Origin of the sequence: Rhabdothermincola sp., from assembly GCF_036846205.1 — a bacterium.
Taxonomy (GTDB): domain Bacteria; phylum Actinomycetota; class Acidimicrobiia; order Acidimicrobiales; family Acidimicrobilacustridaceae; genus Rhabdothermincola.
In genome coordinates this window covers 36,110-61,104 of the sequence record NZ_DAIUCK010000001.1, presented here as the reverse complement: position 1 = coordinate 61,104, position 24,995 = coordinate 36,110, and the positions used below count along the sequence as shown (strand labels likewise).

The window sequence follows — 24,995 nt, the reverse complement described above, 5'->3', positions numbered from 1 at the left end:
GCCGGGGGTTCAGGAGTCGTGTACCGGCGGGCGCGGTGTCGCCAGGAGCTCCAGTCCGCCGAGCCCGTCGACGGTCACGTCGCCTCGCTCCCAGCGGATGTCCAGCGTCCGGTCCCCTATGCGGATGCCGTGCAGTTCGAGGCGGGTCATGCCCTGGGGCATGACCGGCGCGAGGTGGACCTGCTGGCGGTGGGCCGACGGGTCGAGCCGGAGCATGGTCCGCAGGAGGAGCAGCGGAGATGCGGCGGCCCACGCCTGTGGCGAGCACGACGTGGGATAGGCCGCGGGAACGGAGAGCTCGCGGCGGTCGAGGCCTGCGAACAGCTCGGGCAGGCGACCGCCCAGGACGTGGGCGACCTCGAGCAGGCCCTCGATGACGGTGGTGGCGTGGTCGACGAAGCCGTAACGCATGAGACCGGCGGCGCAGATCGCGGTGTCGTGCGGCCAGACCGATCCGTTGTGGTAGCTGATCGGGTTGTACCGGGCCATCGAGCTGGCGAGGGTCCGGATGCCCCACCCCGTGAACATCTCGGGTGACAGGAGGTGGTCCGCGACCTGTGTTGCCTTGTCCTCGTCGACGATCCCCGTCCAGAGACAGTGGCCGATGTTGGACGACAGCGCGTCGATGGGCTCCTTGGTGGCGTCGAGGCCGATCGCGAACCAGCCACGATCGTCCAGCCAGAAATCCCGATTGAACGCCTCTTTGAGCGTTGCTGCCTTGCTGTCGTAGCGCTCGGCGGTCGCGAGGTCTCCGACCTCGGCCGCCAGGTGGGCCCGCGCCCGGTAGGCGGCGTACACATAGCCCTGCACCTCGCACAACGCGATGGGTGGAGCGGCGATCCGCCCGTCGGCGTGGTTCACCCCGTCCCAGGAGTCCTTCCACCCCTGGTTCACCAGGCCCGAGGGGTTCCGTCGCTGGTATTCGACATAGCCGTCACCATCGCGGTCGCCCCAGTCCTCGATCCATGCCAGAGCGTGATCGAGGTGGGGAACGAGACCGTCGATGACGTCGGTGGCCACTCCCCAGCGGCGCAGTTCACCGGCGAGCATGACGAACAGCGCCGTGGCGTCCGCGGTGCCGTAGTAGGCGGCGCCACCTCCCAGGGCGAGCGATGCGGCCTTCTCGAAGCGGACCTCGTGGAGGATGCGCCCTGGCTCTTCCTCGGTGGCGTCGTCGACCCGTGTCCCTTGGAGGCGGGCCAGCGTCTGGAGGACGCCGAGGGCGAGGGACGGTTCGAAAAGCAGCGCCATCCACCCGGTGATCAGGGAATCACGCCCGAAGAGGGTCATGAACCACGGTGCGCCGGCCGCGGTCACGGGGAGCTCGGGGTGCTCAGGGTCGAAGATGCGTAACGCCCCGAGATCTTCCATCGCCCTGGTGACCGCTCGAGCCAGCGCGGGGTGGTCGGTCTTGAGAACGGGTGTCCCGGCACGCCAGGCCGTGTGCCGGCGGGTGGGCTCGGCGTGCTCGTCGGGCTGCCCGCACCGGAACCGGGGTTCGATCAGGTGGTCACCCACGGCCAGGTCCAGTTCCAGGCAGAGCTCCGATTGGCCACGGGCCGGTACGTCGAGCGTCCAGGAGAGCCGGCTGGGTTCGGTGACAGCAGCTCGAGAGAGGTGCAAGGTGACGGTCTTGGTGAGCTCCTCGGCTTCGTGCACCGATCGCCATTCGGTGGGCGTGCACGTGATCGAATAGGACTCACGGCGGCACACCCGTGACTCCTTCACCTCGAAGACGTCCGCGAAGTCGATGTCGAGCTCGATCGCGAGGTCGATCCGAGCAGGGCTCGTGCCGAAGTTGTGGATGGTCAGCCGTTCGCGCATGCCGTGTCCCACGTGCCGCCGGCGGAAGACCAGCAGCTCGCTGTCGGCTTGGTGGCGACCGGGGTGGACCCGGCTGACGAAGGTGGCTTCGAACGGTGCGTCGGAGGCGACCGTCAGCGGCTCGAGGGGGTGGCCATCGACGGTGAGCTCCCAGCGTGACAGGCACCGCGTGTCCAGGACGAACAGGCCATGGGGCAGGTCAGCGAGCATGTCACCGCTGCGGCCCGACACACAGAAGCTGGAGCCCTCGACGAGGGTGACGAGTCCGGTGTCGGTGACGAGCGAGGCGACGGGGCCGGCAGGGGCCCACGGAGACGGCGACGTTGACCCACCGGGCCCGGGCTGCAGCGCGGCCGGGTGTGGTTCGGTTGTGGGCATGGAGTGATTCTGCCAAGAAGAAGGTGGTCGGGAATGGCCGAGCCGGCGAGCGGTTCAGTCGCTGCTTCCGCGCCGGGCCTGCTGCTCGGCAGCATCGGTCGCGGCATCCGCCTGGTCGAGCCGGGCGGTGACGTCGGGGGTGCCCAGATGGCGGCTGATGGACGCCGCGTCGTGAGAGAGCCGTTCGGCCAGTTCGCGGGCGACCTGTCCTGCCGGTGAACCGGCCAGCCCGGTCGCCTCCTGGTGGAGATCCATCACCCGTCCGAGCTCGAGGAAGTCGTGCGCGAGCTCCTGGAGCTGGGTGGGGATCTCCGACTCCGCACTGTCGACGCCTTCCGCCCGATCTCGCTCCCACGACACCCGCACCCGGCGGACCTGCTCAGAGAGGCGGGCCGGTTCGGTGGTGATGTTTCGCTGCCAGGGGACCTCCTCGATGTCCCGGATGACCGCGTCGGGCACGACCTCCAACAAGCCCGGGAGCCCCGCGAGTCGCCGCAGGGCGCGGATGAACGCGGCTCGCAGGGTTTCGATGTTCTCGGCCTCTTCGACGAGGAGGGTGGTCCAGCCGGGGCTCAGCTCCCGGCCACAGCTGGGGCAGCAACCGGTGCGCTCGACCGCCAGGGACTCGAGAGTGAACGAGGCCGCGCACGCTCGGCACCTCGCCATCAACCGGTTGGAGCTGCCGTCGGAGGTCTGGGTCATCGCATCTGGAACGTGATCGGTCGATCGGTCGCGCCTGGCCGGCCGGCTCCATGTTCGCCGCCGGTCTCGAGAGCCGACAAGCAGGGAGGGTGCCGTGTGGTCATCCTCGCGCCCGGCGACCACCGGTCCGGAGGCGGTAGGGTCCATGAGCTGCGGCTCGACCCGCGGGCCGGCCGATCGGAGGAAGCATGGCGGATCTCATCACCCTGACGTTCGACAGCCCCTACGGTGCGCAGGCGGCGCTCAACGCCGTGCGGGCGCTCGAAGACCTGCGCTACGCGTGGATCGACGACGTGGCCGTCGTGGAGAAGCACCACTCCGGCCGGGTGTCGCTGCACACCCCGCACGGGTCAGCTGCCGGCGGCGCGCTCTGGGGTGGCTTGATCGGGATGCTGCTGTTCTGGTGGTTCCCGCCTGCGTGGTTCTTCGGGGGCTGGCTCGGGGGCATGGGCATCGGTGCGCTGGCCGGCGACGCGATGAAGAAGGCCGGCGTCGACCAGAACCTCGTGGACGAGGTCAAGTCGTCGCTGACGCCGGGAACCTCCGCGCTGTTGCTGATCGGCGCCACCGGCGACGCCGACCAGATGGCCCGGGCGTTCGAGCCCTACAAGCCGACGAAGGTCATCCGCCACGAGATCCCCGAGCAGACCGTCGCCAACCTGACCGAAGCGCTGGGCTCGCAGTCCCCACCTGAGTGACCTGCGCTCACGACGGCGCGCTGGCTCAAACAGACGCTGCCGGCACCCACACCCCGTGGAATCCGTACGGCACTCGCACCGGGAGGTGCACCCGGGCGACGGGCCCGCTCGCCAGATCGAGTGCGTCCAGCACGACGAGGTCGGTGGCACCCCGCTCGCGGTCCCATGCGTAGCTGAGTAGCCAGCCCTCACCCTCGCCATCGCCGCTGGCGACGACGAACCCTTCGTTCAGGCGGTAGCTGTGTCCGGGTGCGTAGCGGTCCAGCTCCCCAGTCGTCTCGTCACGATGAGCGAGGCCGGCGAACTCGATCGGGAAGTCCCCGTCGGCCTCGGTCATCAGGTACCAGCCGTGGCGGGTGGGGCGACCGGTGAAGCGCCGATCGACGGCCGGGAGATCCATCGGGACGTCGCTCAAGGGCTCGTCCGACACGGTGAGCTGCGGGCCCGCGGTGTCCACCACCCACCGGTGGGGTCGAGACGATCCCGTGTCACCACCCTCGCGGAAGATGTGCGGCAGGCGGCACGCGTCGATCACCACCTCGTCGCCCCTGCGGTGCGCGTTGACCCCGTGGAAGATGTAGCAGGGCTCGATCTCGACCCAGCGGATGGCGGAGGTCGGTCCCTCGAGCGGCATGATGCCGAGGCGGGCGCCGTAGCTCTCATCCCAGCGGAACGGGAATGCGGTGCTCTCTCCGCTGACCAGCTTCATCGCCAGATCGAGGTCGAAGACCACGGGCAGTTCCCAGAACACCGCGTCGCGCTCGGTGATGGCGAAGTCGTGGATCATGGTGGGGCCGGCCACCTCGATGTCGCCCGTGTAGACGAGCTCACCGTCGGCCGAGGCCACGTGATACGTGAGGTAGGGCGGCACGAACCCGTACCCGAAGAAGTGCATCCGGCCGGTGACGGGATCGATCTTGGGATGCGCGGTCATGGAGGTCGTGAGCCGGCCGGCGTAATCGTGGGGACCGATGGTCGACAGGTCGGTCGTCGAGAGCTCGTAGGGGAGCCCGACCTCTCCCGAGCTGAGGAGCCGGCCGGCGTGGTGGAAGACGCTCACGTTGCTCTGGTTGCGCGCCCCGCCCGGAGCCGAGCTCCCGAGGAGGCCGGTGCCTTCCCGCAGCAGCGGGGTGTCGACGTAGCGGTTCCGGTACCACTGCGCCCTGCCTGCCGCCAGTCGGACACCGTGCACCATCCCGTCGCCGAGGAACCAGTGTGGCGACGGCCCGCTCGCCGGGTTGGAGCCGTTGCGGACGTACAGGCCGTCGAGCTCGGGGGGCAAGGCTCCAGAGACCTCGAGATCGAACGCCTCCACCTGATCGTGGACGGGAGCGAACCCGCCTTGCATCCAGTAGGGGAGTGCCGGGTCGTAGGGCAGGGTCGGGGGTGGGGACGTACTCGGCGAGATGGCCGGGTCGGCCGATCGCGGCGAAGAGGAGCAGGCGGCCAGCAGCGACGGTGCGCCACCGAGGGCGAGGGCGGCCGCGGCGACCCGCTCGATGAACTGGCGGCGGTCCCACTGGACGTGGGCGACGAGGGGATGGGCCGGGGGGACACGTGCTGGCGTCACGGGCTGACCTCGCTGAACGTTGTAAAGCCGCCACGCTACACGCTCACCGGCCACCGATCTGCCGGGCCCACTGCGCCCACCGGAGCGATCACGGACCGGCGTCAGCGACCGTTATCGTCTACGAGGCCATGCCACCCGACGCGGCCGACACCGCCCACCGAGAGGGACCCCGGCTGACCCCGCCGGGGCGGGACGGGTTCCTCGACCTCATCCGGGCGGTGGCGACGCTGCGGGTGATCGTGTGGCACGCCTTCGGTGCGGCGGTGATCACCTACGTGATCGCGGCGATGCCGGCCATGTTCTTCGTCACCGGCTCGCTCTTCGCGCGGTCGGCGGACCGGCACGGTGCCCGAACCACGATCGCGGACCGGCTCCGCCGGATCGCGCCGTCGCTGTGGGTGTTCGCGGCGGTCGCGTGGACGGCGATGTGGCTGGGTGCCAGCCGCAGCGGCACAGGGCTCGACTGGCGACACGTGCTGCTGTGGCTCGTCCCGATCTCGGACCCCGCAGGCACGCCGTGGGAAGGCGGCTGGTTGGCGACCCCGCTGTGGTACCTGCGGACCCTCCTGTGGATCTTCCTGCTCGCGCCGCTCGCCATCAGGGCGGTGCGTCGCTGGCCGGTGCGGACCTTCGCCGTGTCCGGGCTCTTGGTCGTGGCGCTCGACCTCGCCGATCGGGCCGGCTGGCTCCGGCCCGCGTTCGCCGATCGTCTCGTCTGGCAGCTCGGCGACCTCGCGCTCTACGGCACCTTCTTCCTCTTCGGCGTCCGGGTCGCGGACGGTGCGTTCGACCGGGTCCGCCCACGCCACTGGGCGCTGGTCGCGTCGGTGGCCACGATCGGCGCCGTCGCCTGGTGGCTGACCCAGCCCGTCCCCTCCGGCGTGGTCAACAACTCGCACCCGATGCACCTGCTCGTCGGCATGGTCTGGCTCGCCCTGGCCCTCGCTTCCGTCCCCGCTCTGCGCCGGCTGGCGGACCACCACCTGGCCCGCCCGGTGGTGCGGTTCCTCGGGCAGCGGTCCCTCACCGTCTACCTCTGGCACACATCGGCGATCGTCGTGGCACTGTGGATCCTCGACCACCAGGGCCGGTCGCCGGGCCTGGGGTGGGGGTTGAGCTACGTCGTGCTGATCGCCGGCGGCGTGGTGGTGGCATGCGTGCTGTTCGGGTGGATCGAAGACCTCGGCGCGAAACGACCTCCCAAGCTGTGGCCGCTGCCGATCGCCCCTGCCCGGCGCCGACGCGCTCCGGTGGCTGTGGCGTCGGCGCTGCTGGTCACCGTTCTCACGGTCTGGGTGGTGGTGCCCCGGACTGGAGACCCGACCTCCGAGGAGCGGTCGTTCCGTCCCGGGGTGCCTTCCCAGGCGCCTCCCAAGCCGACGTTCGACCCGGTCGACGCCCGCTACGAGATGGTGGCGGGCGAGAGCGGCAGTGCTCGTGCCCCCGTGGCCCTCGGCCAGGCGCTCGACGAGAATGACGTGCAACAGCTGGTCGCTGCCTGGGCCCTCGAGCACGGCGTTCCCGGTGTGGCCGTGGGGTTGGCGTTTCCGGATGGGCCTGTACGGGTCACGGCCATCGGGGTCGACGAAGAGGGCCGTGCTCGTGACGCGGCTGATCGCATCGACGTGATGTCGGTCACCAAGCTGTTCACCGCGAACCTCGTGTTCCGCGCGGTGGAAGCAGGCCTGCTGGAGCTCGACGAGCCGTTGCCCGGGCTCGGCGCCTATCCGGCGCTGCCACGCCCGATCACGGTTCGGGAGCTGCTGACCCATCGATCCGGGCTGCTGAACTACTGGGAGTCGGAGCAGTACGTCGCCGATCCCGAGTCGCTGACCTCCCCGCTCGACGCGCTCGCCATCGCCGCGGCGTCGCCCCTGCAGTTCGAACCGGGCTCCGAGAGCCGCTACTCGAGCACGAACTACATCGTCCTCGGCGTGCTCCTGGAGCAGGTCACCGGCCAGCCGTTCGACGTGCTGGTGGACGAGCAGCTGCTTCGGCCCTTGGGCCTCGGGTCGGCCGCGATCCTGCCGCCCCAGGCCGGGTTGCCCCGCACCGGTGCTGCCGGGATGGTCACGGATCTCGGCGATCTCGGCCGGGGGGTGCTCGCGCTGCTCCGGGACCACGTCGGCATCAGTGATGCGTCCTACCGGGCGATGACCAACATCGACCGCGACTCCGCCATGGGCGCAGGGGTGAACGGGTTCTGCCCGTGCCGTACGGACCCTGACGGTGAAGCCCACTGGTTCGGCATGGGGTACGCCGGTGGGCACACGCTGGCTCTCTACCTGCCGACCTCCGACGTGGTGGTCACCGTCGACGTGACCGGCAGCTTCTGGGAGGACGACCGCTTCGCGCAGGTGATGGAACTGGTGGAGCGGATCGACGCCCGCCTCTGGCAGCATTCGCAAGAGCTCGACGGCGAGCACGCCCCGCTCTGAGATGGCGGATCCCATGTTCGCTGCGGCCGTTCCCGCCGGGTGCCCGCCTCGCCTCGCTCCGCAGGTCGAGGTGCAGCGCATCGAGCTCGACGAGCAGAGTTGGGTGGACCTGGCTCGAGGCTGGCTGCAGGGGGCGAGCGCGCTCTTCGAGATGCTCACCGCGCAGGTCCCGTGGTCCCAGGGCAGGGTCTTCCGCTACGAGCGCTACCAGGACGAACCCCGGCTCGGTGCCTGGTACCCGGCCGGAGCACCGCCTCATGCGGTGCTGGATGAGGCGCGGGACTGGCTCCAGCACCGCTATCGGGTCCGGTTCGACGGCTGCGCACTCGCCTGGTACCGGAACGGCCGTGACGGGGTCGCGTTCCATCGCGATCGCGAGATGCGCTGGCTCGACGAGACGATCATCGCGGTCCTGACCCTGGGGGCCCGGCGGCCGTTCCTGTTGCGGCCTCGCGCCGAGCGATCGGAGCAGCACGCACCGGGTGGTGGGGCGACCCACGACCTCGCACCGGGTGCCGGGGACCTGATCGTGATGGGCGGGCGGTGCCAAGCGGCTTGGGAGCACTCGGTGCCCCGGGTAGCCGGTCTGGTGGCCGGGCGGGTGTCGGTGCAGTGGCGCTGGACCTCCCGGCGCGGTGCGCGCGAGCGGGGGCCCTCCTACCGCGCGCCGCGGGTCTTCTCGCGGGAGGGCCGGCGCCCGGCGACCTGACGTAGCCGGGCCCCGGTCGTCGCGGCGAGTGCGTGGATCAGGGGGAGCGGGTCGTCCCGATCCCAGAAGGCCCACGCGTCACACGTGCGGGCCCATCGGGCCCAGGTGTGCAGGGGTTGGCCGGACCGGCGTGCCGCGACCGCGTCGAGCGGATGCACCCATCGCAGCCCCGGGCGGGCGGTCGCGGGCGGACCGGGTGCACCGGTGAGATCGGCGTGCATGACGGCCGGGAAGTTGACCCCGGCACGGGCTGCAGGATGGTGCCAGAGGCTGCAGCGGGCGTTCACCTCGAGCAGGACGAGCCGGCCGTCCGGGGCTCGCTTGAAGTCGAGCTTCGCCACCCCCCGCAGGTCGAGTCGTTCCACGATGGCCCGACCACAGCACCAGACGTCCTGGCGGGCGGTCACCACCAGCGAGGTGGTGTGCCCGTTGACGAGCGGCAACGTCCGGATCTTGCGTCCGGTCATCTCCGCCAGGGTCGCGCCCTGCCGGTCCCGGTAGACGTGGTAGCTCTCCACCCGGCTCTCGGGCCCTGGGATGTGCTCCTGGATCACGAACGCCGTGCAGGTCCCCGTGATCCGCGGCCACAGTGTCCGCAGCGCGGCGTCGTCCTCGATCACACACGCTTTGGCATCGATCGCCTCGTGCCAGCTCGGACTGCGCCAGTGAGGCTTCACGACCAGCGGGAAGCGGAGGCACGACACATCCGGCGGCGGACCGGCGGACGGCTCGATGACCATGGTCCTCGGTACGGGAAGGTCGAACCGCTCGGCGACGGTGGTGAACCTGGCCTTGTCGACGAGTGCCTCGACCAGTTCGACCGGAGGGAGGTTGAGCTCGAAGCCGCCGGCCAGCGGGTCGCGGTGGCGGGAGCAGAAGAGCAACGCCTCGTCGCTGGTGGCGAGCAACGGTGGGGGGGTGGGCTGCCGCGCAGCGAAGGCCAGGAGGGCCTCGACGAGAGCAGTCTCCTCCATCACCGATCGCCGCGCCGGCCAGTCCCAGGTCGTGATGCTCGAAGCGTGCCGGGAGCGGCTCGTGGGATCCCTCGGCGGCGCGACGATGGCGGCGTCGATCCCCGCCAGGGAGAGCGACCGCACGACCTCGATGAGGTTGACGCCGGCCCCCAGCACCACGGCAGGCGAGGTCGGCTGCCGTCTCACGCGGGGCCACCCCGCCACCAACGGCGGGCCTGCTGCGACCAGACCCGCGGGAGCCGGGGCTCGAGGTGGATGCTGGCGGGGGGCAGGCCGTGACGAGTGAGTGCTTCGAGGCATCCCTCGACGTCGTAACGGACGGCGAAGAGCTCGACCGAGCGGTCGCCGGTGTCGATCAAGGCGAACCGGGCCAGCGGTCGCGGCTCGCGCTGGCGGGACTGGCCGACGCTCCCGGGGTTCACCAGCACCCGGTCACCGGGTGGGATCCTCGCCGGGCCTCCGGTCGGGAGGGGGATGGTCCCCCGCTGCGTGCTGTACACCCACGGGCGGTGGGTGTGGCCGAGCACCAGGAACCGAGCCGCGCTCGCTGAGACCCGATCGAGTTCCCGCCGGGCCTCGCGGTCCGAGCGCACGTACCGCTGCGGGTCGTCGAGGGAGCCGTGGCCCACCACCACGTCACCCACGTCCATCGAGAGTGGCAGAGCGTCGAGCGCGGTTTTCGACCCCTCGCTCAACTGCGAGCGGGTCCAGTCTGTGGACCGCCGGGCGAGCGGGCCCGCGTGCTCGCCCGGGAGGCGACCGAGGGCCATGAGGTCGTGGTTCCCGGCCACGCATGCCGCGCCGAGGCCGGCGAGGATCTCGATGCACTCGTTCGGGCTTGGGCCGTACCCGACGATGTCACCGGAGCACAGCCACCCGTCGACGCCGCGACCCTCCAGGGTGGCAACGGCGGCGCGGAGCGCATGGAGGTTGCCGTGAATGTCCGAGACGACCCCGTAGCGCATCGGCCAACGCTCTCTGCGGGGCGCGATCGCCGTCACGGGCCGGGCCGCGAGCGGGGTCCGGCCTTCGGTGAGCAGGTCAGCACCATCGAGTCCGCTCACTACCCGTGGTGGGCCAGCGCAGAACGCTCGCCTGTCGCCGGCGTGTCGGTGCCCGCTCGGGTCTCGCCGCGGAGCGCATGTGACGGTTTCCGCGCGAACTGTATGCCGTGGGGGGGAGCTGGGTACCGCAAGCGCAGATGCTGATCGAGGGAGTGGACCCGTTCACGGATGCGCGGTGGCGCGACCTGATGGGGCGCGCGGGCGCCATGCTGTTCCACACACCGGAATGGGGGCGGGTCCTGGCGGACACCTACGGGTTCGAGATCAGGGCGACACTGGCGACCGACGAGTCGGGTGAGGTGATCGGCGGCGTGCCCTGGGTGCAGGTGGACGGCCTGCGGTCGTCGCGCCTGGTCTCGCTGCCGTTCTCGGACGTCTGCCCCCCCCTGCTCGTCGACCCGCGCGCCTGGCCTCCGCTGCGTGACGCGCTCATGGCTCGAGGTCTACCCATCACGATCCGCACCCTGGGTTCGCCGACGGTCGTCACCGACCCGGCCTTCGCCGTGTCGAGCCGTGCCCGGTGGCACGGACTCACCTTGACGGACGGGCCGCACAAGCACTTCGACGCGTTCGCGCCGTCGGTGCGGCGTGCGATCCGCAAGGCCATCGGCTTGGGGGTGACGGTGAAGCAGGTCGCGGACGAGGTGTTCATTCCGGCGTTCATGGCGATGCACCGGGGCGTTCGCCGGCACAAGTACGGCCTGCTCGCCCAACCCGACCGATTCATCGAGTCGATGAGAGATCAGTTCCGGGCCATCGAGGGCTGGTACCCGCTCCTCGCGCTCTACGACGGTGAGCCGATCGCGGCCACCATCTACCTCCGCCACGGTGATGCGCTGTACTACAAGTTCAACGCCTCGCGCCCGGACGCGTTGCCGCTACGACCGAACAACCTCCTGGTGTGGGAGGGCGTGCGCCTGGGCTGCGAGCTCGGTTGTCGGCTCCTCGACTTCGGGGCCAGCGATGACGACCAACCCGGCCTGGTGCGGTTCAAGCGTTCCTTCGGTACGGATGAGCGGGAGATCGTCCGGCTGCAGTACGTGCCCGCCGACCGTGACTGCTCGATCGACAAGGCCGAGGGGGAGCTGCTGGCGGAGCTCACCGGACTGTTCACCGCTCCAGGGGTGCCCGATGAGATCGCGGCCCGGGCAGGGGCGCTCCTGTACCGGTACTTCGCCTGACGATCGCCCGGGGCCGAGGGCGAGCCTTCTCCGTTCGGGACACTCAGCGCAGGTGAGCCCACGTGACGGCATTGATGAAGACGACCATCAGGTAGATCCCGACGATCGTCCAGATCGCTGCCACGTGGATGACGTCGATGCGAGCTCGCGCCCGGCGACGCAACGCGATCAGTAACACCGACGCCGGAACCGCGAACTTGATGGCGTAGGCGAGAGCGCCGTGCTCGATGAACGAACGTGAGATCGGGTTGAGCTCCGATGCGCCGGCCTCGATCGCTGCCCGTGTGAGCCCCACGTCGGCCACGTTCAGCACGACGAGCACCGCCGCCGCGGCGACGTAGGCCCGGTGTGCCCGCTCGATGGCCGAACCCGCTTCCACGTTGTCGGTCCTACCCAGGGCCTTGCAGCCTGACTCGCCCTTCGGTGCCAGGGCGCCGGGTTTCGGGGAGGCAGAGCCGAGGGTGGCTACGGAGGGCGAGCGGGGAGGCGGGATGTGCGATGGGAGCGCGCAGGGTCAGGCGCGATCGCCGTTGTGGACCGGATCGTCGGGAGGTGATCCGGAGCATCCGCCCAGCCCGACCTCGAACCACACGGTCTTGCCCTCGTGGTCCACCTCGACACCCCACCGGTCGGCGAGGTGATCGATGATCTGCAGACCTCGCCCGGTCACCGCTCGGGGGGCGTAGCCCTTCAAGACGGGCAGTGTCCGCGCTCCGTCATGGCATTCGACCCGAAGCACGTGGTTGACCTCATCGTGATCGACCCGGATCGTGAACGGCGTACAGGCGTGCAGAATCACGTTCGAGGCCAGCTCGGACACCATCAGCTCAACCTCATCCTCGGTCCCGTGATCGCGCCCCATGACCGAGAGCACGAAACGGCGCGCGGCCCGCGCGCTACCGAGATCGGGCGGAAAATGGGCTTCGAACCGCCTCGGTGTCGTGGTCATGTCGATCGAACCGGTGTCATGGCCTTCCGGGCCATGCCCCACGGCTGGCCGCCGAGGGCCAGCTCCGGACGGGAACTCTAGGTTCGTCTCGGTGCTGCCGTCGCCTCGGAAGCCGGATGTGACCAGGGACCCGCTTCAGGGCTGGCTGGCCGGGACCGGTCCCGAGCGGGTCCCGGGCCAGGCGGGGCTCCCCGCCGATCGACGGTGGGGAACTCACTCAGGCACGCCGACCACGACGAGCGCGAGGTCGTCCCGATCCGCTGAGGCGTCGAACGCCTCCACCGCGGCGATGACGCCTTCCGCGATCGCCTCCACGCTCTCACCCCTGCTCGCCTCGACGGCCTCCCGCAGTCCGTCGAGGCCGAAGAACTCGTCACCCCGCCGGGCTTCGGTGATGCCATCGGTGTAGAGGACCATGAGATCACCGGGCCCGAGGAGGAGCTCGCGCTCGTCGAGGCGGATGTCCTCGAACACGCCGAGGAGCGTTCCCTTGGCCGTCAGCGCACGGAGGGGGCCGCCGCCCTGGGAGACCAGGAGCGGCGGGTGGCCGGCCGACGCCCAGCGAACCCGCAGCCCGCCCGATCCCACGGCCAGCCGAGCCAGCACGGCCGAGCAGAACCGGCCGGTGGGGTCGGTGCCCCGCAGGGAGTCGTTCAACGCCGTCAGCACGCTCGCCGGGGAGCGGTTCATGATCGAGGCGGTGTGCATGCCATGCCGGGCCAGAGCCGTGAGCGTCGCGGCCTCGGGACCCTTCCCGCAGACGTCGCCGATGGACAGACCCCATTCGTCCTCGGCCAGCGGGAACAGGTCGTAGAAATCGCCACCGACCTCTTCGCTGCCCGGCCGGTAGCGCGCTGCGAGCGACAGCCCTGGGATCTCGGGCAACCGGGGAGGGAGCAGGCTCTGCTGGAGGACCCGTGCCACCCGGCTCCGCTCCTCGAACAGCTCGCGTCGAGCCGTCTCGGCTCGGATGCGGCCGAGGAACTGGCCGAGCTGGGTGGCGATGGTGGACATCGCGCTCAGCAGCTCCAGCGCCTCGTCGAGCGGGGCTCGGCGGTAGCACTCCAGGACTCCCACCAGTTCGCCGGCGACATGGATCGGGTAGGCGACCCCGCCACGGAGCCCGGCTGCCAGCGCTGCGGGTGCGCGGAGGAAGGTGGGATCGCGGCTGACATCGGTCACGGTCTCCATGCGACCGGATTCCCACACCTGCCCCGGGAGGCCCGTCCCCCGGGTGAAGTGGACCTGCTCGGAGGCCTTCACGAAGGAGGCGTACGCATCCGGGGAGGAGGTCCAGCCGTGCTCGCGAACCAGTGAGCCTGCCTCGCGCTCGAGCCAGAGCTGGGTGAGGTCCCACCCGAGGTGCTCACCGATGGCTTCGAGGATGAGCGGGAGCGTGTCGACGATCGGTGGCTTCTCGGCGAGGACCTTGGTCACCGCCAGCTCGGCACGCGTTCGGCGCTCGCTGTGCACCCGGTCGGTGATGTCCGAGCAGACGCCAGCCATGCCGGTGAGCGCTCCGGACTCGTCGAGGATCGGCTGCCCTGCCCCTTCGAGCCAGCGCAGGTGCCCGTCGAGCCGAACGATCGGGTAGCGATACTCGAAGGTGCGCGGCTCCGCCACCGCGCGCTCGATCGCTTCGATGGCCGCGGCGCGGTGGTCCGGATGGATCCGCTCCACGTAGGCCTCGAAGGTCCCGGGGAACGAGCCTGGCTCGAAGCCGTAGATCGCTTCGAGCACCGGCGACCACGAGACCTCACCGGTGGCCATGTTCCAGGTCCAGTTCCCGGCCTTCGCGGCGGCGAGCGCGACCTCGAGATGGGTGTGGGCCCGCCGGAGCTCGTTCGCGAGGACCCGTTCGGCTTCGAGGGACCGAGCGTTGGCGATGGCCACCGCCGCCTGGCGGCTGATCCCGATCGCGAGTCGCTGGTCGTCGCGCGTGAATCGGCCGGGCTCGACGTGCCAGAGCACGACCGCTCCCACGACGGTCCCGTCCGCGAGGCTGACGGGCACGCCGAGAAAGCTCCGAACCCGCGGGTCCCCGGACGATTCCTGGTCGGGCGCCGCCGAGCCGTCCGGTGGCGAGGCCGTGACGTCCTCGTAGCAGACGAGCCCATCGGTGGTGAAGACCTCGGCGAGCAGCGGGGTCATCCAGGCCGGGTCGGGGGCCCCGACCAGCGCCGCTGCGCCTGTCGAGAGGGTCGGCTCAGGTGGCGCGTCATCTCCGCGGAAGAAGAAGGCACCGGACGCCGCGCCCGTGAGGGTCGTGGCGGCGTCGGTGGCCATCTGGATGATCTCGTGGAGGTCGAGCTGGCGGCTGATCGTCTGCCCGACCGCCCAGAGCGACTCGACGATGCGCCGCTCGCGTTCGAGCTCTCGACGCGTCCGGCGCTCACGTTCGAGGAGCTCGACGTGACTGATCGTGGCCGAGGCGATCTGCCCCAGCATGGTGAGCAGGCGTTCGTCATCCGGAGAGAACCACGCCGACCGGTCGCGCTTGCCGGCGAGGCGGATCACGCCCATGCACGTGCCGTCTCCCCGCAGTAGCGGTGCTTCGAGAACGGGCTCCCCTCCGGGCTCTCGGGGCCCGATGGGGGAGGGGTGCCGGGTTGTGGATCCGTCCGTGAGGTATCGGACCTCGGCCTCGCGGGAACCGATGAGCTCCCGGGCCAGCTCGGCGACGACCCCGATCAGCTCGTCGAGCGTCTCGGTCTCGGCGATCGCCCGCGACGCCGTTGCCAGGTCGGCCAGGTCGTCGGAGCCGGTCACCACCGTGAGTCTAGGAACCCGATGCCCGTTCCGCCGCGCGGCTCCCGGGGCACGACGAAGGGAGCCGGTGAGGGTGGGCGGAGCATGACCGCCTGGAGGCGGCCCTACCGGAACGAGAGGAGTGGCCCTCACCAGCCCCCTTGCCGGCCGGGGACTACCCCGTTGCCGGATCAGTCAGAACACCCACTCGCGCACCCACCTGTCTGGCTGAGCATGCCGCTCGCGCTTCGGGCGGGTACTAGCGCTGGGCGGGTGGGGTAGAGGCGGCCTCATGTCCAGGCAGCGGGTGGGAGCGTGCTCGTGAGCCTCGCCCGCTGACGGCAGCAGCTCAGAGAAGTCCTGACGTGAGCCTTGAGGACCTGTTCGTCGAGTACCACCGCACGCGCCAGCGTGCACTGCGCAACCGTCTCATCGAGGCGCATCGCGGCCTGGCGGAGTTCTTCGTTCGCCGGTACTCGCGCCGGGGCATACCTGACGATGACCTCCGCCAGATCGCGTTGCTGGCGATCCTTCACGCGGTCGAGCGCTTCGACCCGTCGTTGGGGGTCTCGTTTGCCACGTTCGCCAGCCGCACGATCGAAGGCGAACTGAAGCGCTACTTCCGAGATCGAACCTGGCTCGTACGCCCGCCGAGGCGGGCCCAAGAGTTGCACCTCGAGCTGCGGTCATCGATCGACGCGCTGACGCAGCGCCTGGGAAGGTCCCCGACGGTTCCGGAGCTGGCAGCCGAGTTGCGGGTCGACGAGGACCGCATCCTCGAGGCCCTCGAAGCAGGCGCAGCGCACCAGACGGCCAGCCTGGACGAGACGGTGAGCTTCGCGGACGGGGTGAGCCGTGAGTTGAAACGGCCGCTGGCGCACCTCGACCCGGGTTTCGCGGCGACCGACCATCGTCTCGTGCTTGACCAGGTGCTCGACGGGTTGCCCGAACGCGAGCGGACCGTGATCTACCTCCGGTTCGTCGAAGGCCTGGGTCAACAGGAGATCGCCGATCGGATCGGGGTGAGCCAGTCCTACCTGTCGCGGATCCTGCGGCGGAGCCTGATACGGCTACGGTCTCGGATCGCGCCCCAGGAACGGTGAATGACGGCCTGGCGGACCCTCGTTGTCCTCGTCGCCCGGGCGCTGTCCCCCGCGCCCAGGTGGAAGTCAGTTGTCGGTGGACTCGACCGGGTCGCTGCTGGTGTCGAGATCCTCGCCCGGGAGTCCTTCGACGTCGCGGTCGCTCGACTCCTCGAGGAGGTGCATGGCGGCTTCCTCCGCCGAGAGGATGTCCGGCTCGTCGGCCCGGTCGGCCACGAGCTCCGCCGTGTCGTCAGTGAGCCCGGGTGCATCGGTCATGTCGGGCTCGATCATGTCTGCGACCGGCGGCGGGGGCTCGCGCAGATCGGCCCGGTGATCCTCGCGACGGTCGCGCTGGACGACGGACTCGCGACCTTCCTCCTCCACGGCGGTGACCCCGAACTCCTCCACGCCGAGTGGCTGTTCTGGCGGGTAGTCGGCCGCGTCGACGGTCTCATCGTCGAGTTGTTCGGCGGCATCCTGCTCGTCGGGGCTCATGCGAGCACCTGATCTACCCGTGCCGGCCGCGATCTGAACCGTCCTGCCTCCTCGCCCTTTCCCTGGGCGGGTCGGCATGCTCGCGGGATGAACTGGGTAGGCAGGCCGCATCGCGATGGGGAGGTGTTGCATGGAGCACGAGAGCTTGCGCCTGTCCCGTGAGGAGGAGCGGCTCCTCGATGACATCGCGGCCCACCTGCAGGACGACCCGGACCCGCTCACCGTCGCGGAACGGCGCACCGCGGCACTCCGGCTGGTGGTTGGGGCGAGCGCGGTGCTGGCGGGGGCCCCGATGACGGTCGGGTTCCTGCAAGTCGCCGTGGCCGCGGCCTTCATCGGCTATCTGTTCATGTTGCTTGGGTCGATGCTGGTTGCCAGCACGGTGGTGGAGCTCGAGCAGCGGCGGCGGCTCGGTCTCGGCAACTGGTGGCACCAGCTCGACTGGCGCCGGCCCTCCCGGCCGTGATGGTCCGGGCAGGTGTGAGGGCCGAGCCCTTCGGGGAGCTGCGCCGGCTCCAGGACGACGCGTTGGCAGGCGTCGCCGCGGCATGCAGCGAGCACCCGATCGCCGGCGACGAGTGGGGACAGGTCTGCGCGGCGGTGGAGCAGTACCTGCAAGTGGAAGAGCGAGCAGTGTTGACCGCCCACGAGCGTTTGGTTGCCTTCGGTCGGGAACAGGCGCGCTGGGCTCGGGTTCGGCACCACGAGATCCGCTCGGCGCTTCGCGCCCTGCCGAGCGAGTTCGACGTGTGCGTCAGCCCGGACCATGTGCTCGCGGCGCTGCGCGAGCACGTCGACCTCATGAACGCCGATGTGTACCCACGGTTGTGGCGCAAGCTCGACCGGGACCAGCTGGCCGCCCTCGAGCGCCGAGCTCGCGCGGGCGTCGATCCGGAGGGTGACGACCCCGTCGGGAACGGCCGCGCGGAGCTGAGTCAGCGTGCCCCCCGGACCCCGTCTCGGGGACCGGACGCCCCAGCGTGCTGAGTCGAACCGCTGGCGGGCAGCCGGTCGTGAAGTTGCTGTTCGAGCTGGGCGAGCATCGGGAAGAGCTCACCGGCAGCGAGCAGGCGGCGGTGGCTCACGGCCGCCAAGTGTCCGTCGACGATCTCGACGATCCGGGGGCTGACGTGTGCCGTCCGCAGGTCGAGCAGCAGGTCGACGATCGGCTCGACGGGGTTGTAGGGGGTGAGAGCCTCTCGCGTGGAGGTGATCCGCAGGAGCAACTCGGCGTTGACGGCCACCTCTTCCAACTTGCCCATCTCACGCTCCCTCACGCTCCCTCGGCCAGGTCGGTGCATCGGGTCTGCCACGGATCGGACACCTGTGTGGACGCACTTACCCCATCGGGTACGAAGTAGTAGCTGGCCCAGACACCGGGCAGGGCCTCTCCAGGCCGTGCCGGCGGCGAAGGGATGGGGCCACCGAGGAAGGGCGCGAGACACCGATGGTTCCGGTGACGCACCTACACTGCTGAGGGGTGAGCCGGGAAGTCTGGTCGGCGCCAGTCCGCCGCGACTGAGGAGGCCCACCCACTGTTCCTGCTACTCGCCGCCCATCTGCTCGGCGTCGCCGTGCTTCCCGCCGTGGCACGCCGCCTCGGCACCCGGGTGTTCCTCGCGGGCGCAATCGTCCCCGCGGCCGTTCTGGTCTGGGCTGCGGTGCAGGCAGCGTCGATCGCGGATGGCGGATCGCTGGTTCAGAGTGTGGAATGGGTTCCCGGCCTCGGCCTCGACATCCGGCTGAGGCTGGACGGCTTCGCCCTGCTCTTCGTCTTCCTGATCTCGGGGATCGGGCTGCTGGTCTTCGTGTACAGCCGGTGGTACGTGCGGCCCGACCCTGCGAACGGCCGGCTGGCGGCCACGCTCCTCGCCTTCGCCGGAGCGATGCTCGGCTTGGTCGTCTCGGACAACCTGCTGACACTGTTCGTCTTCTGGGAGCTCACCACCGTCACCTCGTTCCTCCTCATCGGCAGCCACGACATCGACGCAGATGCCCGTTCTGCCGCACTACAGGCGCTGCTCACGACAGGGGTGGGCGGGTTGGCGATGCTGGCGGGCTTCGTCCTGCTGGGTTTGGAGGCCGGGACCTTCACGCTCTCTGAGCTGCTGGCGGAGCCGCCGTCGGGCGCGGTGACGAGCGTGGCGCTCGTCCTGGTGCTGGTGGGAGCGCTCACCAAGTCGGCCCAGGTACCGTTCCACAGCTGGTTGCCGCGGGCCATGGCCGCACCCACTCCGGTGAGCGCATACCTGCACTCCGCGACGATGGTGAAGGCAGGGGTCTTCGTGATCGCCCGGTTCGCGCCGGTGTTCGGGGACGTGGCGGTGTGGCGACCGATCGTCGTCACTGCCGGGCTGGCCAGCATGTTCGTCGGCGGATACCGCGCGCTCCGCCAGCACGACCTGAAGCTCCTACTCGCCTTCGGAACCGTGAGCCAGCTGGGCCTGTTGGTGGTGCTTTTCGGCCTCGGGACGCCACAGGCGAGCTTCGCCGGTTGCGCGTTGCTGCTGGCCCATGCCGCCTTCAAAGCCGGGCTCTTCCTCACGGTCGGTGTGGTCGACCACCAGGCGAAGACCCGTGACCTGCGTCTGCTCAACGGAATGGCCCGCAAGATGCCCGCCCTGTCGGTGGCCGCGGGGATCTGTGCGGCATCCATGGCCGGCGTCCCGCCCTTGTTGGGGTTCGTGGCCAAAGAGCTCGTGCTGGAAGGTGTGGTGGCGCCCGATGTGCCCCAGCGGGCGCTGATCGGGGTTCTGGTGGTCGCGGGGGCGATGCTCACCGTCGCCTACAGCGCACGCTTCCAGCTGGGGGCGTTCGGCCGCGGCCGACCGGGACCGGACCGTCCCGTCGATCGACCGCCGCCACCGTTCGTGGCGCCGGTGGCGATCCTCGCGGCCATCACGGTCGTGTGCGGGCTCTTCCCCGCCACGCTCGACTGGCTCGTACGGGCTGCCGCGGGATCGCTGGGTGCGGTGCCTGCCGACTCCTACCTCGCGCTCTGGCACGGCGTGAAGCTCCCCCTCCTGCTCTCGGCGGTCTCGCTCGCGGGGGGCGCGGTCCTGATCGCCGTGCGGGTGCGGCTCGAGGCCGCGCAGGACGCGATGCCGACCGTCCCGAGCGCCGATCGGGCCTACGACGGCCTCGTCAAGGGGCTGTCTCGCCGTGCCGCGGACGCCACCGGGTTGATGCAGAACGGCTCGTTGCCGGTGTACCTCGCGGTGATCCTGCTCACGGTCGTGACGGTGCCCGCCGCGGCGCTGGTCCTGGACCCCCGATGGCCGCAGGCGCTGGCTCTGGCCCACACCCCGCTCCAGGGCTTCGTCGGCGCCGTCGCGGTGGTCGCCGCGATCGTTGCCTGCCGGCAGCGACGGAGGTTCTCCGCCGTCGTGCTCCTGGGCGTCGTCGGCTACGCGATGGCGGGGCTCTTCGTCATCCACGGTGCCCCCGACCTGGCGCTCACCCAGCTCGTCATCGAGACCCTGCTCGTGGTGGTGTTCATGCTCGTCCTGCGCCGACTGCCGGACGAGTTCCCGCCCCGCACCCGCCAGAGCTCGCTCGTCGCCGCGAGCGTGGCGCTGGTCGTCGCGGCCTTCGTATTTGTGTTCAGCCTGCTGTCGACCGCTTCCCGCAGCAGCCCACCGGTGTCCGACGCCTACCTCGAGCGCGCCCAATCCGAAGCGGGAGGCCGCAACGTGGTCAACGTAGTGCTCGTCGACTTTCGCGGACTCGACACCTTGGGGGAGATCACGGTCCTGGCCGTCGCCGCCGTGGGCGTGGTGATGCTGGTCCGCGGTCGTCGCCATGAGGACGTGGAGCAGCGGTGAAGCGCAGCGTGATCCTCGATCGGTGCGTGAGAGCCGAGTTCCACACGCTGGTGCTCATCTCGCTCTTCCTGCTGTTCGCCGGGCACAACCAGCCGGGAGGCGGGTTTGTGGGCGGGCTCGTTGCGGGTGCCGCGCTCGGATTGCGCTTCCTGGCCGGCGGGATCGACGAGGTCCAGCAGGCCGCCCGCTTCCATCCGTTCGCGATCATCGGCGCCGGTCTGCTCCTGGGCGCAGCGACTGCGCTGGTGCCCCTCGCCATGGGCGACCAGCTCCTCCGATCGGCGAAGGCGACGGTCGACCTCCCGGTCGTCGGTTCGGTCCATCTGAGCAGCTCGCTCGTCTTCGACGCCGGTGTGTACCTGGTGGTCGTCGGGTTGGTCCTGCTGATGCTCCGGGCACTCGGTGAACCCGACACCGACGGGTCTGACCGGGAGGTCGTGGGGTGAGCGTCATCATGGCGGCCACCATCGCCGTGCTCTTCGGCGCGGGGACCTATCTGCTGTTGCAGCGGGCGCTCACGCGCATCGTGCTCGGATTGGCGTTGATGGCGCACGCCGCGAACCTGCTGCTGCTGGAGGCGGGTGGGCCGCCCGGCGCGCCGGCCCTCATCGGAACCACCGATGAAGCCGAGATGTCAGACCCGCTCCCGCAGGCACTCGCTCTGACCGCGGTCGTCATCAGCTTCGGCATGACCGTGTTCGTGCTGGCTCTCGCCTACCGGAGCTGGAAGCTCACCGGCGACGACGAGGTCGAAGACGACGTTGAGGATCGCCGGATCGCACGGCTGGCGGCAGACGAGCGTCACCGGCACGACCATGCCCACGGAGACGAGGATCAGGCGGTCACCGATCAGCAGACCGACTCGGGCGCGCCGAGTCGGGAGACAGGGCGATGACCGCGGCGCTCACGCTGCCCGTCGTGATCCCGCTGGTGGGGGCCGCGATCGCCTTGCTCGCGTGGCGCTCCATCACTGCCCAGCGGATGGTGACCGTGCTCGCGGTCGTGGCCGCGCTGGGTGCCGCGTCGTTGCTCCTCGCCCGGGTGGAGCGTGACGGTGCGGGCGCGATCGACGTGGGCGGATGGCCTGCGCCGATCGGCATCACGCTGGTCGCCGACCTCTTCAGCGCCCTGATGCTGGTGATCGGCCTCGTCACGATCCTCGCCGTCCTGCTCTTCGCCATCGGCCACCCGGCCACCGACGACGACACACCGGTGTTCCACCCCGTCTACCTGGTGCTCACGGCGGGGGTCGCTCTGGCCTTCGTAACCGGCGATCTGTTCAATCTCTTCGTCGCCTTCGAGATCATGCTGGTCTCCAGCTACGTACTGATCACGCTCGGCGGTAGGCGGGAACAGGTCCGCACGGGCATGACGTATGTGGTCATCAACCTGCTCGCGTCGTCCCTGTTCGTCGCCGCCATCGGGTTCGCCTACGCGGCGACCGGCACCGTCAACCTGGCCGAGTTGGCGAACCGCATGGCACAGGTGCCCGACGGGGTGCGCACGGCGCTGTCCCTGCTCACCCTCCTCGTGTTCGGCATCAAAGCGGCGATTTTTCCCCTGTTCTTCTGGCTGCCGGACTCGTATCCGACTGCACGGACCTCCGTCACCGCCATCTTCGCCGGTCTGCTCACGAAGGTCGGCGTGTACGCGATCGTCCGCACGCAGACGCTGCTCTTCCCGGGCCAGACGCCGACCTGGGTGCTGCTGGCCATCGCGGCGGCGACGATGATCGTCGGGGTGCTGGGTGCCATCGCACAGAACGACATGAAGCGCATCCTCAGCTTCCACATCGTCAGCCAGATCGGCTACATGATCTTCGGCTTCGCGCTGTTCACGGTCGCCGGCGCGGCGGCAACCGTGCTGTTCATGCTGCACCAGATCCCGGTGAAGACCAGCCTGTTCCTCGTGGGCGGGCTGATCGAGCAGCGCACCGGCACCACGGCTCTCGACCGGGTGGGTGGCATGGTCCACAAGGCCCCGCTGATCGCCGCTCTCTTCGGCCTGGCGGCACTCAGCCTGGCCGGGCTGCCGCCGTTCTCCGGCTTCGTGGGCAAGCTGGCCCTCGTCGAGGCAGGCTTCGACGCCCATTCGTGGGCGATCGTCGCCGTGAGCCTCGTCGTCAGCGTGTTCACGCTGTTCTCGATGGTGAAGATCTGGAGCGGTGTCTTCTGGGGCGTGCCCGACCACCCTGAGGCCACCGACGGTGGGCCGGTGCCACGGCTGCTGTACGTGTCGAGCGCAGGGCTGGTCGCGGTCACCCTGCTGATCGCGCTGTGCGCCGGGCCCCTGTGGGACCTCAGCGTCCGCGCCGGAGCGCAGCTGCTCGATCCTGACGGCTACGTGACGGTGGTGATGGAGCGATGAGGCCCTCGGCAGGGGGTGGTCCCAGGCGGACACCGACGTGGCTGGGGCCGGCTGGCGTCATGGTGTGGCTGGTCGTCGTCTGGCTCGCACTCTGGGGTGAGGTCAGTCTCGCGAACCTGCTGTCGGGGGTTCTGGCCGCAGCGGGCCTGCTGATCGCCTTTCCGCTCGGGAGCAGACCGGCGCCGGTCCACATCCGTCCGCTGGCGACGGCCAGGCTGGCCGCGGCATTCGCCTGGGCACTGATCGTCTCCACGCTGGAGGTCGCGCTCCTCGTTCTCCGGCCCGGTCCCGCGTACCAGGGCGTCGTGGCCGTTCCACTGCGCACCAGGTCCTCGGTGGTGCTGTTCATCGTCGCGAACATCACGAGCCTCACGCCCGGAACGCTCACCGTCGATGTAGACGAGCCGTCGGCCACGCTGTTCGTCCACGCGTTGACCGCTCGGGAGACGATCGACGTGCGGGCGCGTGTGCAGCGATTCGAGCACCTGGTCAGACGAGCCGTGGGAGAGGAGCGATGACGTTGGCGGCAAACATCTCATTCGGGCTGCTCGTGCTGGCGGCCTCGCTGGCCGTCGTACGGCTGGTGCGCGGCCCCAGCCTCGCGGACCGCATCGTCGCGACGGACCTGCTGATCACCATCCTGGTGCTCGGCTTGGCCGTCGAAGCAGCTCGCACGAATTCGGGCGCGTTCCTCTCGGTGATGCTGGTCGTCGCGGTGCTCGGCTTCCTGGGCACGACCACGGTGGCACGATTCATCGAACGGCGAGGAGCCTGAGATGATCGAGATCGTGGCCGGTGCAGCGATGGTGCTCGGCTCGGTGCTCGCCCTGATCGCGGCGATCGGCGTCGTGCGGTTCGGTGACCTGTTCTCCCGGATGCACGCGGCTACGAAGCCCGCGACCCTCGGCCTGGTGCTCGTTGCCGGTGGCGCGGCGCTGGTCGCGTCCGATCTCTCTGACGCTGCCCGGCTCCTGCTCGTCGTCGCGCTGCAGTTCCTCACCGCGCCCGTCGGCGTCCACATGGTCGGCCGGGCCGCGTACCACACACCTGGGACGCGCTCACGCCAGATGGTCGTCGACGAGCTGGCCGAGTTCGAACGACGGGAACAGCGTCTGCCCCGCTCGGGGGGTGACTGATCGTCATTCGCTGGTGGGTCCCGTGAACCGCGGGGCCCGCTTCTCACGATGAGCCGCGAGGCCTTCAGCGGCGTCGGGGCCGGCGAAGCCGTAGAACTCGTAGGCGAGTGATGCGTCGAAGACCGGGCCGAGCATCCGGTACCAGTGATTCAGCGTGTGCTTCGTCCAACGGATCGCGCTCTGCGCACCGAGAGCCAGCGAGGTCGCGATCTCGATCGCCCGATCGTGGAGCTTCTCGTCGTCGACGCACAGCGACACCAACCCGATGCGTTCGGCCTCTTCACCGGTCAGCGGTTCACACGTCAGGAGGTGGTACTTCGCCTTCGCCATGCCGCACAGGAGCGGCCAGCAGATCGCGGCGTGATCACCGGCGGCAACGCCCAGCCGGGTGTGCCCGTCGATGATCCTGGCGGTGCGGGCGGCCACGCTGATGTCGGCGAGCAACGCCACAACGAGGCCCGCACCGACCGCGGGCCCGTGGATCGCCGAGACGATCGGTTTCGAGCAGTTGATCACGTTGAACACGATGTCCCGAGCCTCGCGCAGGACCCGAGTCCGCGCCGCGTAGTCCTCGAGCAACGACTCGACGAGATCGAAGCTCCCTCCAGCGGAGAAAGCTCGTCCGGCACCCTCGACGAGCACGACCCTGGTGTCGGGATCGCGATCCACGGTGATCCAGACGTCGGCGAGCTCCCGATGCATGGCGGGGCCGACTGCGTTGAGGTTGGGGGCATCGAGGACGACCCGCAGGATCCCATCGGCGGGGCGCTCGAAGCGCAGCGTGCGAAACGTGTCGTAGCCAGCTCCGGAGAGGTTCGGTGTGGTCATCGTCAGCCTCGGGTCGCGCGGTCGC

25 protein-coding genes are annotated in these 24,995 nt (G+C 70.0%); 14 read left to right on the top strand and 11 right to left on the bottom strand.

The window, feature by feature from the left end:
• Nucleotides 1-9: 9 nt before the first annotated feature.
• Nucleotides 10-2,202 carry an amylo-alpha-1,6-glucosidase gene (locus tag V7004_RS00260; protein ID WP_334141028.1) on the bottom strand — a complete coding sequence of 731 codons (2,193 nt, stop codon included), beginning with the start codon at nt 2,200-2,202 and terminating at the stop codon, nt 10-12.
• 54 nt (nt 2,203-2,256) lie between these two features.
• A complete protein-coding gene (locus V7004_RS00255) occupies nt 2,257-2,904 on the bottom strand; it encodes a hypothetical protein (protein WP_334141027.1) in 648 nt (215 codons plus the stop codon).
• Nucleotides 2,905-3,092: 188 nt separating this feature from the next.
• On the opposite strand from V7004_RS00255, the gene V7004_RS00250 reads away from it, so the two are divergent.
• The gene (locus V7004_RS00250; protein WP_334141026.1) at nt 3,093-3,602 is read left to right on the top strand and encodes a DUF1269 domain-containing protein; all 510 of its coding nucleotides are present in this window, start codon (nt 3,093-3,095) and stop codon (nt 3,600-3,602) included.
• A 25-nt stretch (nt 3,603-3,627) separates the two neighbouring features.
• Here V7004_RS00250 and V7004_RS00245 read toward each other — a convergent pair whose 3' ends face one another.
• On the bottom strand, nt 3,628-5,172 hold the full coding sequence (locus tag V7004_RS00245) for a carotenoid oxygenase family protein (protein ID WP_334141024.1): 1,545 nt from the start codon (nt 5,170-5,172) through the stop codon (nt 3,628-3,630).
• A gap of 128 nt (nt 5,173-5,300) precedes the next feature.
• Here V7004_RS00245 and V7004_RS00240 point away from each other — a divergent pair, with 128 nt between their 5' ends.
• Together V7004_RS00240 and V7004_RS00235 are read left to right on the top strand one after the other, a co-directional pair.
• On the top strand, nt 5,301-7,610 hold the full coding sequence (locus V7004_RS00240; RefSeq protein ID WP_334141023.1) for a serine hydrolase: 2,310 nt from the start codon (nt 5,301-5,303) through the stop codon (nt 7,608-7,610).
• A 13-nt stretch (nt 7,611-7,623) separates the two neighbouring features.
• Nucleotides 7,624-8,319, top strand: a complete 696-nt coding sequence (locus V7004_RS00235) for an alpha-ketoglutarate-dependent dioxygenase AlkB (RefSeq protein WP_334141021.1) — start codon at nt 7,624-7,626, stop codon at nt 8,317-8,319.
• Here the strand turns inward: V7004_RS00235 and V7004_RS00230 are convergent.
• Together V7004_RS00230 and V7004_RS00225 are read right to left on the bottom strand one after the other, a co-directional pair.
• A complete protein-coding gene (locus V7004_RS00230) occupies nt 8,268-9,449 on the bottom strand; it encodes a carboxylate--amine ligase (RefSeq protein ID WP_334141020.1) in 1,182 nt (393 codons plus the stop codon). The two genes, V7004_RS00235 and V7004_RS00230, sit on opposite strands and share 52 nt — an antisense overlap.
• A 26-nt stretch (nt 9,450-9,475) precedes the next feature.
• On the bottom strand, nt 9,476-10,258 hold the full coding sequence (locus V7004_RS00225) for a metallophosphoesterase family protein (RefSeq protein WP_334141019.1): 783 nt from the start codon (nt 10,256-10,258) through the stop codon (nt 9,476-9,478).
• Nucleotides 10,259-10,494: 236 nt separating this feature from the next.
• Here V7004_RS00225 and V7004_RS00220 point away from each other — a divergent pair, with 236 nt between their 5' ends.
• Nucleotides 10,495-11,538: a GNAT family N-acetyltransferase gene (locus V7004_RS00220; protein WP_334141018.1), complete on the top strand. Its 1,044-nt coding sequence runs from the start codon at nt 10,495-10,497 to the stop codon at nt 11,536-11,538.
• Between the two features lie 43 nt (nt 11,539-11,581).
• On the opposite strand, the gene V7004_RS00215 is transcribed toward V7004_RS00220, so the two are convergent.
• The 3 genes from V7004_RS00215 to V7004_RS00205 form a co-directional block, all read right to left on the bottom strand.
• On the bottom strand, nt 11,582-11,917 hold the full coding sequence (locus V7004_RS00215; RefSeq protein ID WP_334141016.1) for a DUF5658 family protein: 336 nt from the start codon (nt 11,915-11,917) through the stop codon (nt 11,582-11,584).
• Nucleotides 11,918-12,052: 135 nt separating this feature from the next.
• A complete protein-coding gene (locus V7004_RS00210) occupies nt 12,053-12,487 on the bottom strand; it encodes an ATP-binding protein (protein WP_334141014.1) in 435 nt (144 codons plus the stop codon).
• Nucleotides 12,488-12,700: 213 nt separating this feature from the next.
• On the bottom strand, nt 12,701-15,256 hold the full coding sequence (locus tag V7004_RS00205) for a SpoIIE family protein phosphatase (protein WP_334141012.1): 2,556 nt from the start codon (nt 15,254-15,256) through the stop codon (nt 12,701-12,703).
• A 344-nt stretch (nt 15,257-15,600) separates the two neighbouring features.
• On the opposite strand from V7004_RS00205, the gene V7004_RS00200 reads away from it, so the two are divergent.
• Complete coding sequence (locus tag V7004_RS00200; protein ID WP_334141011.1) at nt 15,601-16,338, top strand: sigma-70 family RNA polymerase sigma factor; 738 nt, start codon at nt 15,601-15,603, stop codon at nt 16,336-16,338.
• 66 nt (nt 16,339-16,404) lie between these two features.
• On the opposite strand, the gene V7004_RS00195 is transcribed toward V7004_RS00200, so the two are convergent.
• The gene (locus tag V7004_RS00195; protein ID WP_334141009.1) at nt 16,405-16,815 is read right to left on the bottom strand and encodes a hypothetical protein; all 411 of its coding nucleotides are present in this window, start codon (nt 16,813-16,815) and stop codon (nt 16,405-16,407) included.
• 130 nt (nt 16,816-16,945) lie between these two features.
• Here V7004_RS00195 and V7004_RS00190 point away from each other — a divergent pair, with 130 nt between their 5' ends.
• Both V7004_RS00190 and V7004_RS00185 read left to right on the top strand, forming a co-directional pair.
• On the top strand, nt 16,946-17,281 hold the full coding sequence (locus tag V7004_RS00190; RefSeq protein WP_334141008.1) for a DUF3040 domain-containing protein: 336 nt from the start codon (nt 16,946-16,948) through the stop codon (nt 17,279-17,281).
• 14 nt (nt 17,282-17,295) lie between these two features.
• Entirely contained in the window at nt 17,296-17,802 is a 507-nt protein-coding gene (locus V7004_RS00185; RefSeq protein ID WP_334141007.1) for a hypothetical protein, read from the top strand.
• Here V7004_RS00185 and V7004_RS00180 read toward each other — a convergent pair.
• Nucleotides 17,751-18,077, bottom strand: coding sequence for a hypothetical protein (locus V7004_RS00180; protein ID WP_334141006.1), 327 nt, complete (start codon nt 18,075-18,077; stop codon nt 17,751-17,753). The genes V7004_RS00185 and V7004_RS00180 overlap by 52 nt on opposite strands.
• A gap of 324 nt (nt 18,078-18,401) precedes the next feature.
• On the opposite strand from V7004_RS00180, the gene mbhE reads away from it, so the two are divergent.
• The 7 genes from mbhE to mnhG are packed head-to-tail and all read left to right on the top strand — an operon-like array spanning nt 18,402 to nt 24,142.
• The gene (gene mbhE, locus V7004_RS00175; protein ID WP_334141005.1) at nt 18,402-20,639 is read left to right on the top strand and encodes a hydrogen gas-evolving membrane-bound hydrogenase subunit E; all 2,238 of its coding nucleotides are present in this window, start codon (nt 18,402-18,404) and stop codon (nt 20,637-20,639) included.
• Nucleotides 20,636-21,085: an MnhB domain-containing protein gene (locus tag V7004_RS00170; RefSeq protein ID WP_334141004.1), complete on the top strand. Its 450-nt coding sequence runs from the start codon at nt 20,636-20,638 to the stop codon at nt 21,083-21,085. Before mbhE ends, V7004_RS00170 begins: the two co-directional genes overlap by 4 nt.
• Nucleotides 21,082-21,534: a Na(+)/H(+) antiporter subunit C gene (locus tag V7004_RS00165; RefSeq protein ID WP_334141002.1), complete on the top strand. Its 453-nt coding sequence runs from the start codon at nt 21,082-21,084 to the stop codon at nt 21,532-21,534. The genes V7004_RS00170 and V7004_RS00165 overlap by 4 nt, the downstream gene beginning before the upstream one ends.
• Nucleotides 21,531-23,006 carry a proton-conducting transporter transmembrane domain-containing protein gene (locus V7004_RS00160; protein ID WP_334141001.1) on the top strand — a complete coding sequence of 492 codons (1,476 nt, stop codon included), beginning with the start codon at nt 21,531-21,533 and terminating at the stop codon, nt 23,004-23,006. The genes V7004_RS00165 and V7004_RS00160 overlap by 4 nt, the downstream gene beginning before the upstream one ends.
• 59 nt (nt 23,007-23,065) lie before the next feature.
• Nucleotides 23,066-23,524 (top strand): Na+/H+ antiporter subunit E, encoded by a 459-nt coding sequence (locus V7004_RS00155; protein WP_334141000.1) that lies wholly within the window; start codon nt 23,066-23,068, stop codon nt 23,522-23,524.
• Nucleotides 23,521-23,781: a monovalent cation/H+ antiporter complex subunit F gene (locus V7004_RS00150; protein ID WP_334140998.1), complete on the top strand. Its 261-nt coding sequence runs from the start codon at nt 23,521-23,523 to the stop codon at nt 23,779-23,781. Before V7004_RS00155 ends, V7004_RS00150 begins: the two co-directional genes overlap by 4 nt.
• A 1-nt stretch (nt 23,782) precedes the next feature.
• A complete protein-coding gene (gene mnhG / locus V7004_RS00145) occupies nt 23,783-24,142 on the top strand; it encodes a monovalent cation/H(+) antiporter subunit G (RefSeq protein WP_334140996.1) in 360 nt (119 codons plus the stop codon).
• A gap of 3 nt (nt 24,143-24,145) precedes the next feature.
• Here the strand turns inward: mnhG and V7004_RS00140 are convergent, their stop codons facing one another.
• Nucleotides 24,146-24,970, bottom strand: coding sequence for an enoyl-CoA hydratase/isomerase family protein (locus tag V7004_RS00140; RefSeq protein ID WP_334140995.1), 825 nt, complete (start codon nt 24,968-24,970; stop codon nt 24,146-24,148).
• Between the last annotated feature and the right edge of the window lie 25 nt (nt 24,971-24,995).

What these genes read in the sequence shown, in the direction of transcription:
- V7004_RS00260 (WP_334141028.1), bottom strand. Translation starts at nt 2,202, where the DNA reads ATGCCCACAACCGAACCACACCCGGCCGCGCTGCAGCCCGGGCCCGGT.
- V7004_RS00255 (WP_334141027.1), bottom strand. Translation starts at nt 2,904, where the DNA reads ATGACCCAGACCTCCGACGGCAGCTCCAACCGGTTGATGGCGAGGTGC.
- V7004_RS00250 (WP_334141026.1), top strand. Translation starts at nt 3,093, where the DNA reads ATGGCGGATCTCATCACCCTGACGTTCGACAGCCCCTACGGTGCGCAG.
- V7004_RS00240 (WP_334141023.1), top strand. Translation starts at nt 5,301, where the DNA reads ATGCCACCCGACGCGGCCGACACCGCCCACCGAGAGGGACCCCGGCTG.
- V7004_RS00235 (WP_334141021.1), top strand. Translation starts at nt 7,624, where the DNA reads ATGTTCGCTGCGGCCGTTCCCGCCGGGTGCCCGCCTCGCCTCGCTCCG.
- V7004_RS00225 (WP_334141019.1), bottom strand. Translation starts at nt 10,258, where the DNA reads ATGCGCTACGGGGTCGTCTCGGACATTCACGGCAACCTCCATGCGCTC.
- V7004_RS00220 (WP_334141018.1), top strand. Translation starts at nt 10,495, where the DNA reads ATGCTGATCGAGGGAGTGGACCCGTTCACGGATGCGCGGTGGCGCGAC.
- V7004_RS00210 (WP_334141014.1), bottom strand. Translation starts at nt 12,487, where the DNA reads ATGACCACGACACCGAGGCGGTTCGAAGCCCATTTTCCGCCCGATCTC.
- V7004_RS00195 (WP_334141009.1), bottom strand. Translation starts at nt 16,815, where the DNA reads ATGAGCCCCGACGAGCAGGATGCCGCCGAACAACTCGACGATGAGACC.
- V7004_RS00190 (WP_334141008.1), top strand. Translation starts at nt 16,946, where the DNA reads ATGGAGCACGAGAGCTTGCGCCTGTCCCGTGAGGAGGAGCGGCTCCTC.
- V7004_RS00180 (WP_334141006.1), bottom strand. Translation starts at nt 18,077, where the DNA reads ATGGGCAAGTTGGAAGAGGTGGCCGTCAACGCCGAGTTGCTCCTGCGG.
- V7004_RS00160 (WP_334141001.1), top strand. Translation starts at nt 21,531, where the DNA reads ATGACCGCGGCGCTCACGCTGCCCGTCGTGATCCCGCTGGTGGGGGCC.
- V7004_RS00155 (WP_334141000.1), top strand. Translation starts at nt 23,066, where the DNA reads ATGGTGTGGCTGGTCGTCGTCTGGCTCGCACTCTGGGGTGAGGTCAGT.
- V7004_RS00150 (WP_334140998.1), top strand. Translation starts at nt 23,521, where the DNA reads ATGACGTTGGCGGCAAACATCTCATTCGGGCTGCTCGTGCTGGCGGCC.
- mnhG (WP_334140996.1), top strand. Translation starts at nt 23,783, where the DNA reads ATGATCGAGATCGTGGCCGGTGCAGCGATGGTGCTCGGCTCGGTGCTC.
- V7004_RS00140 (WP_334140995.1), bottom strand. Translation starts at nt 24,970, where the DNA reads ATGACCACACCGAACCTCTCCGGAGCTGGCTACGACACGTTTCGCACG.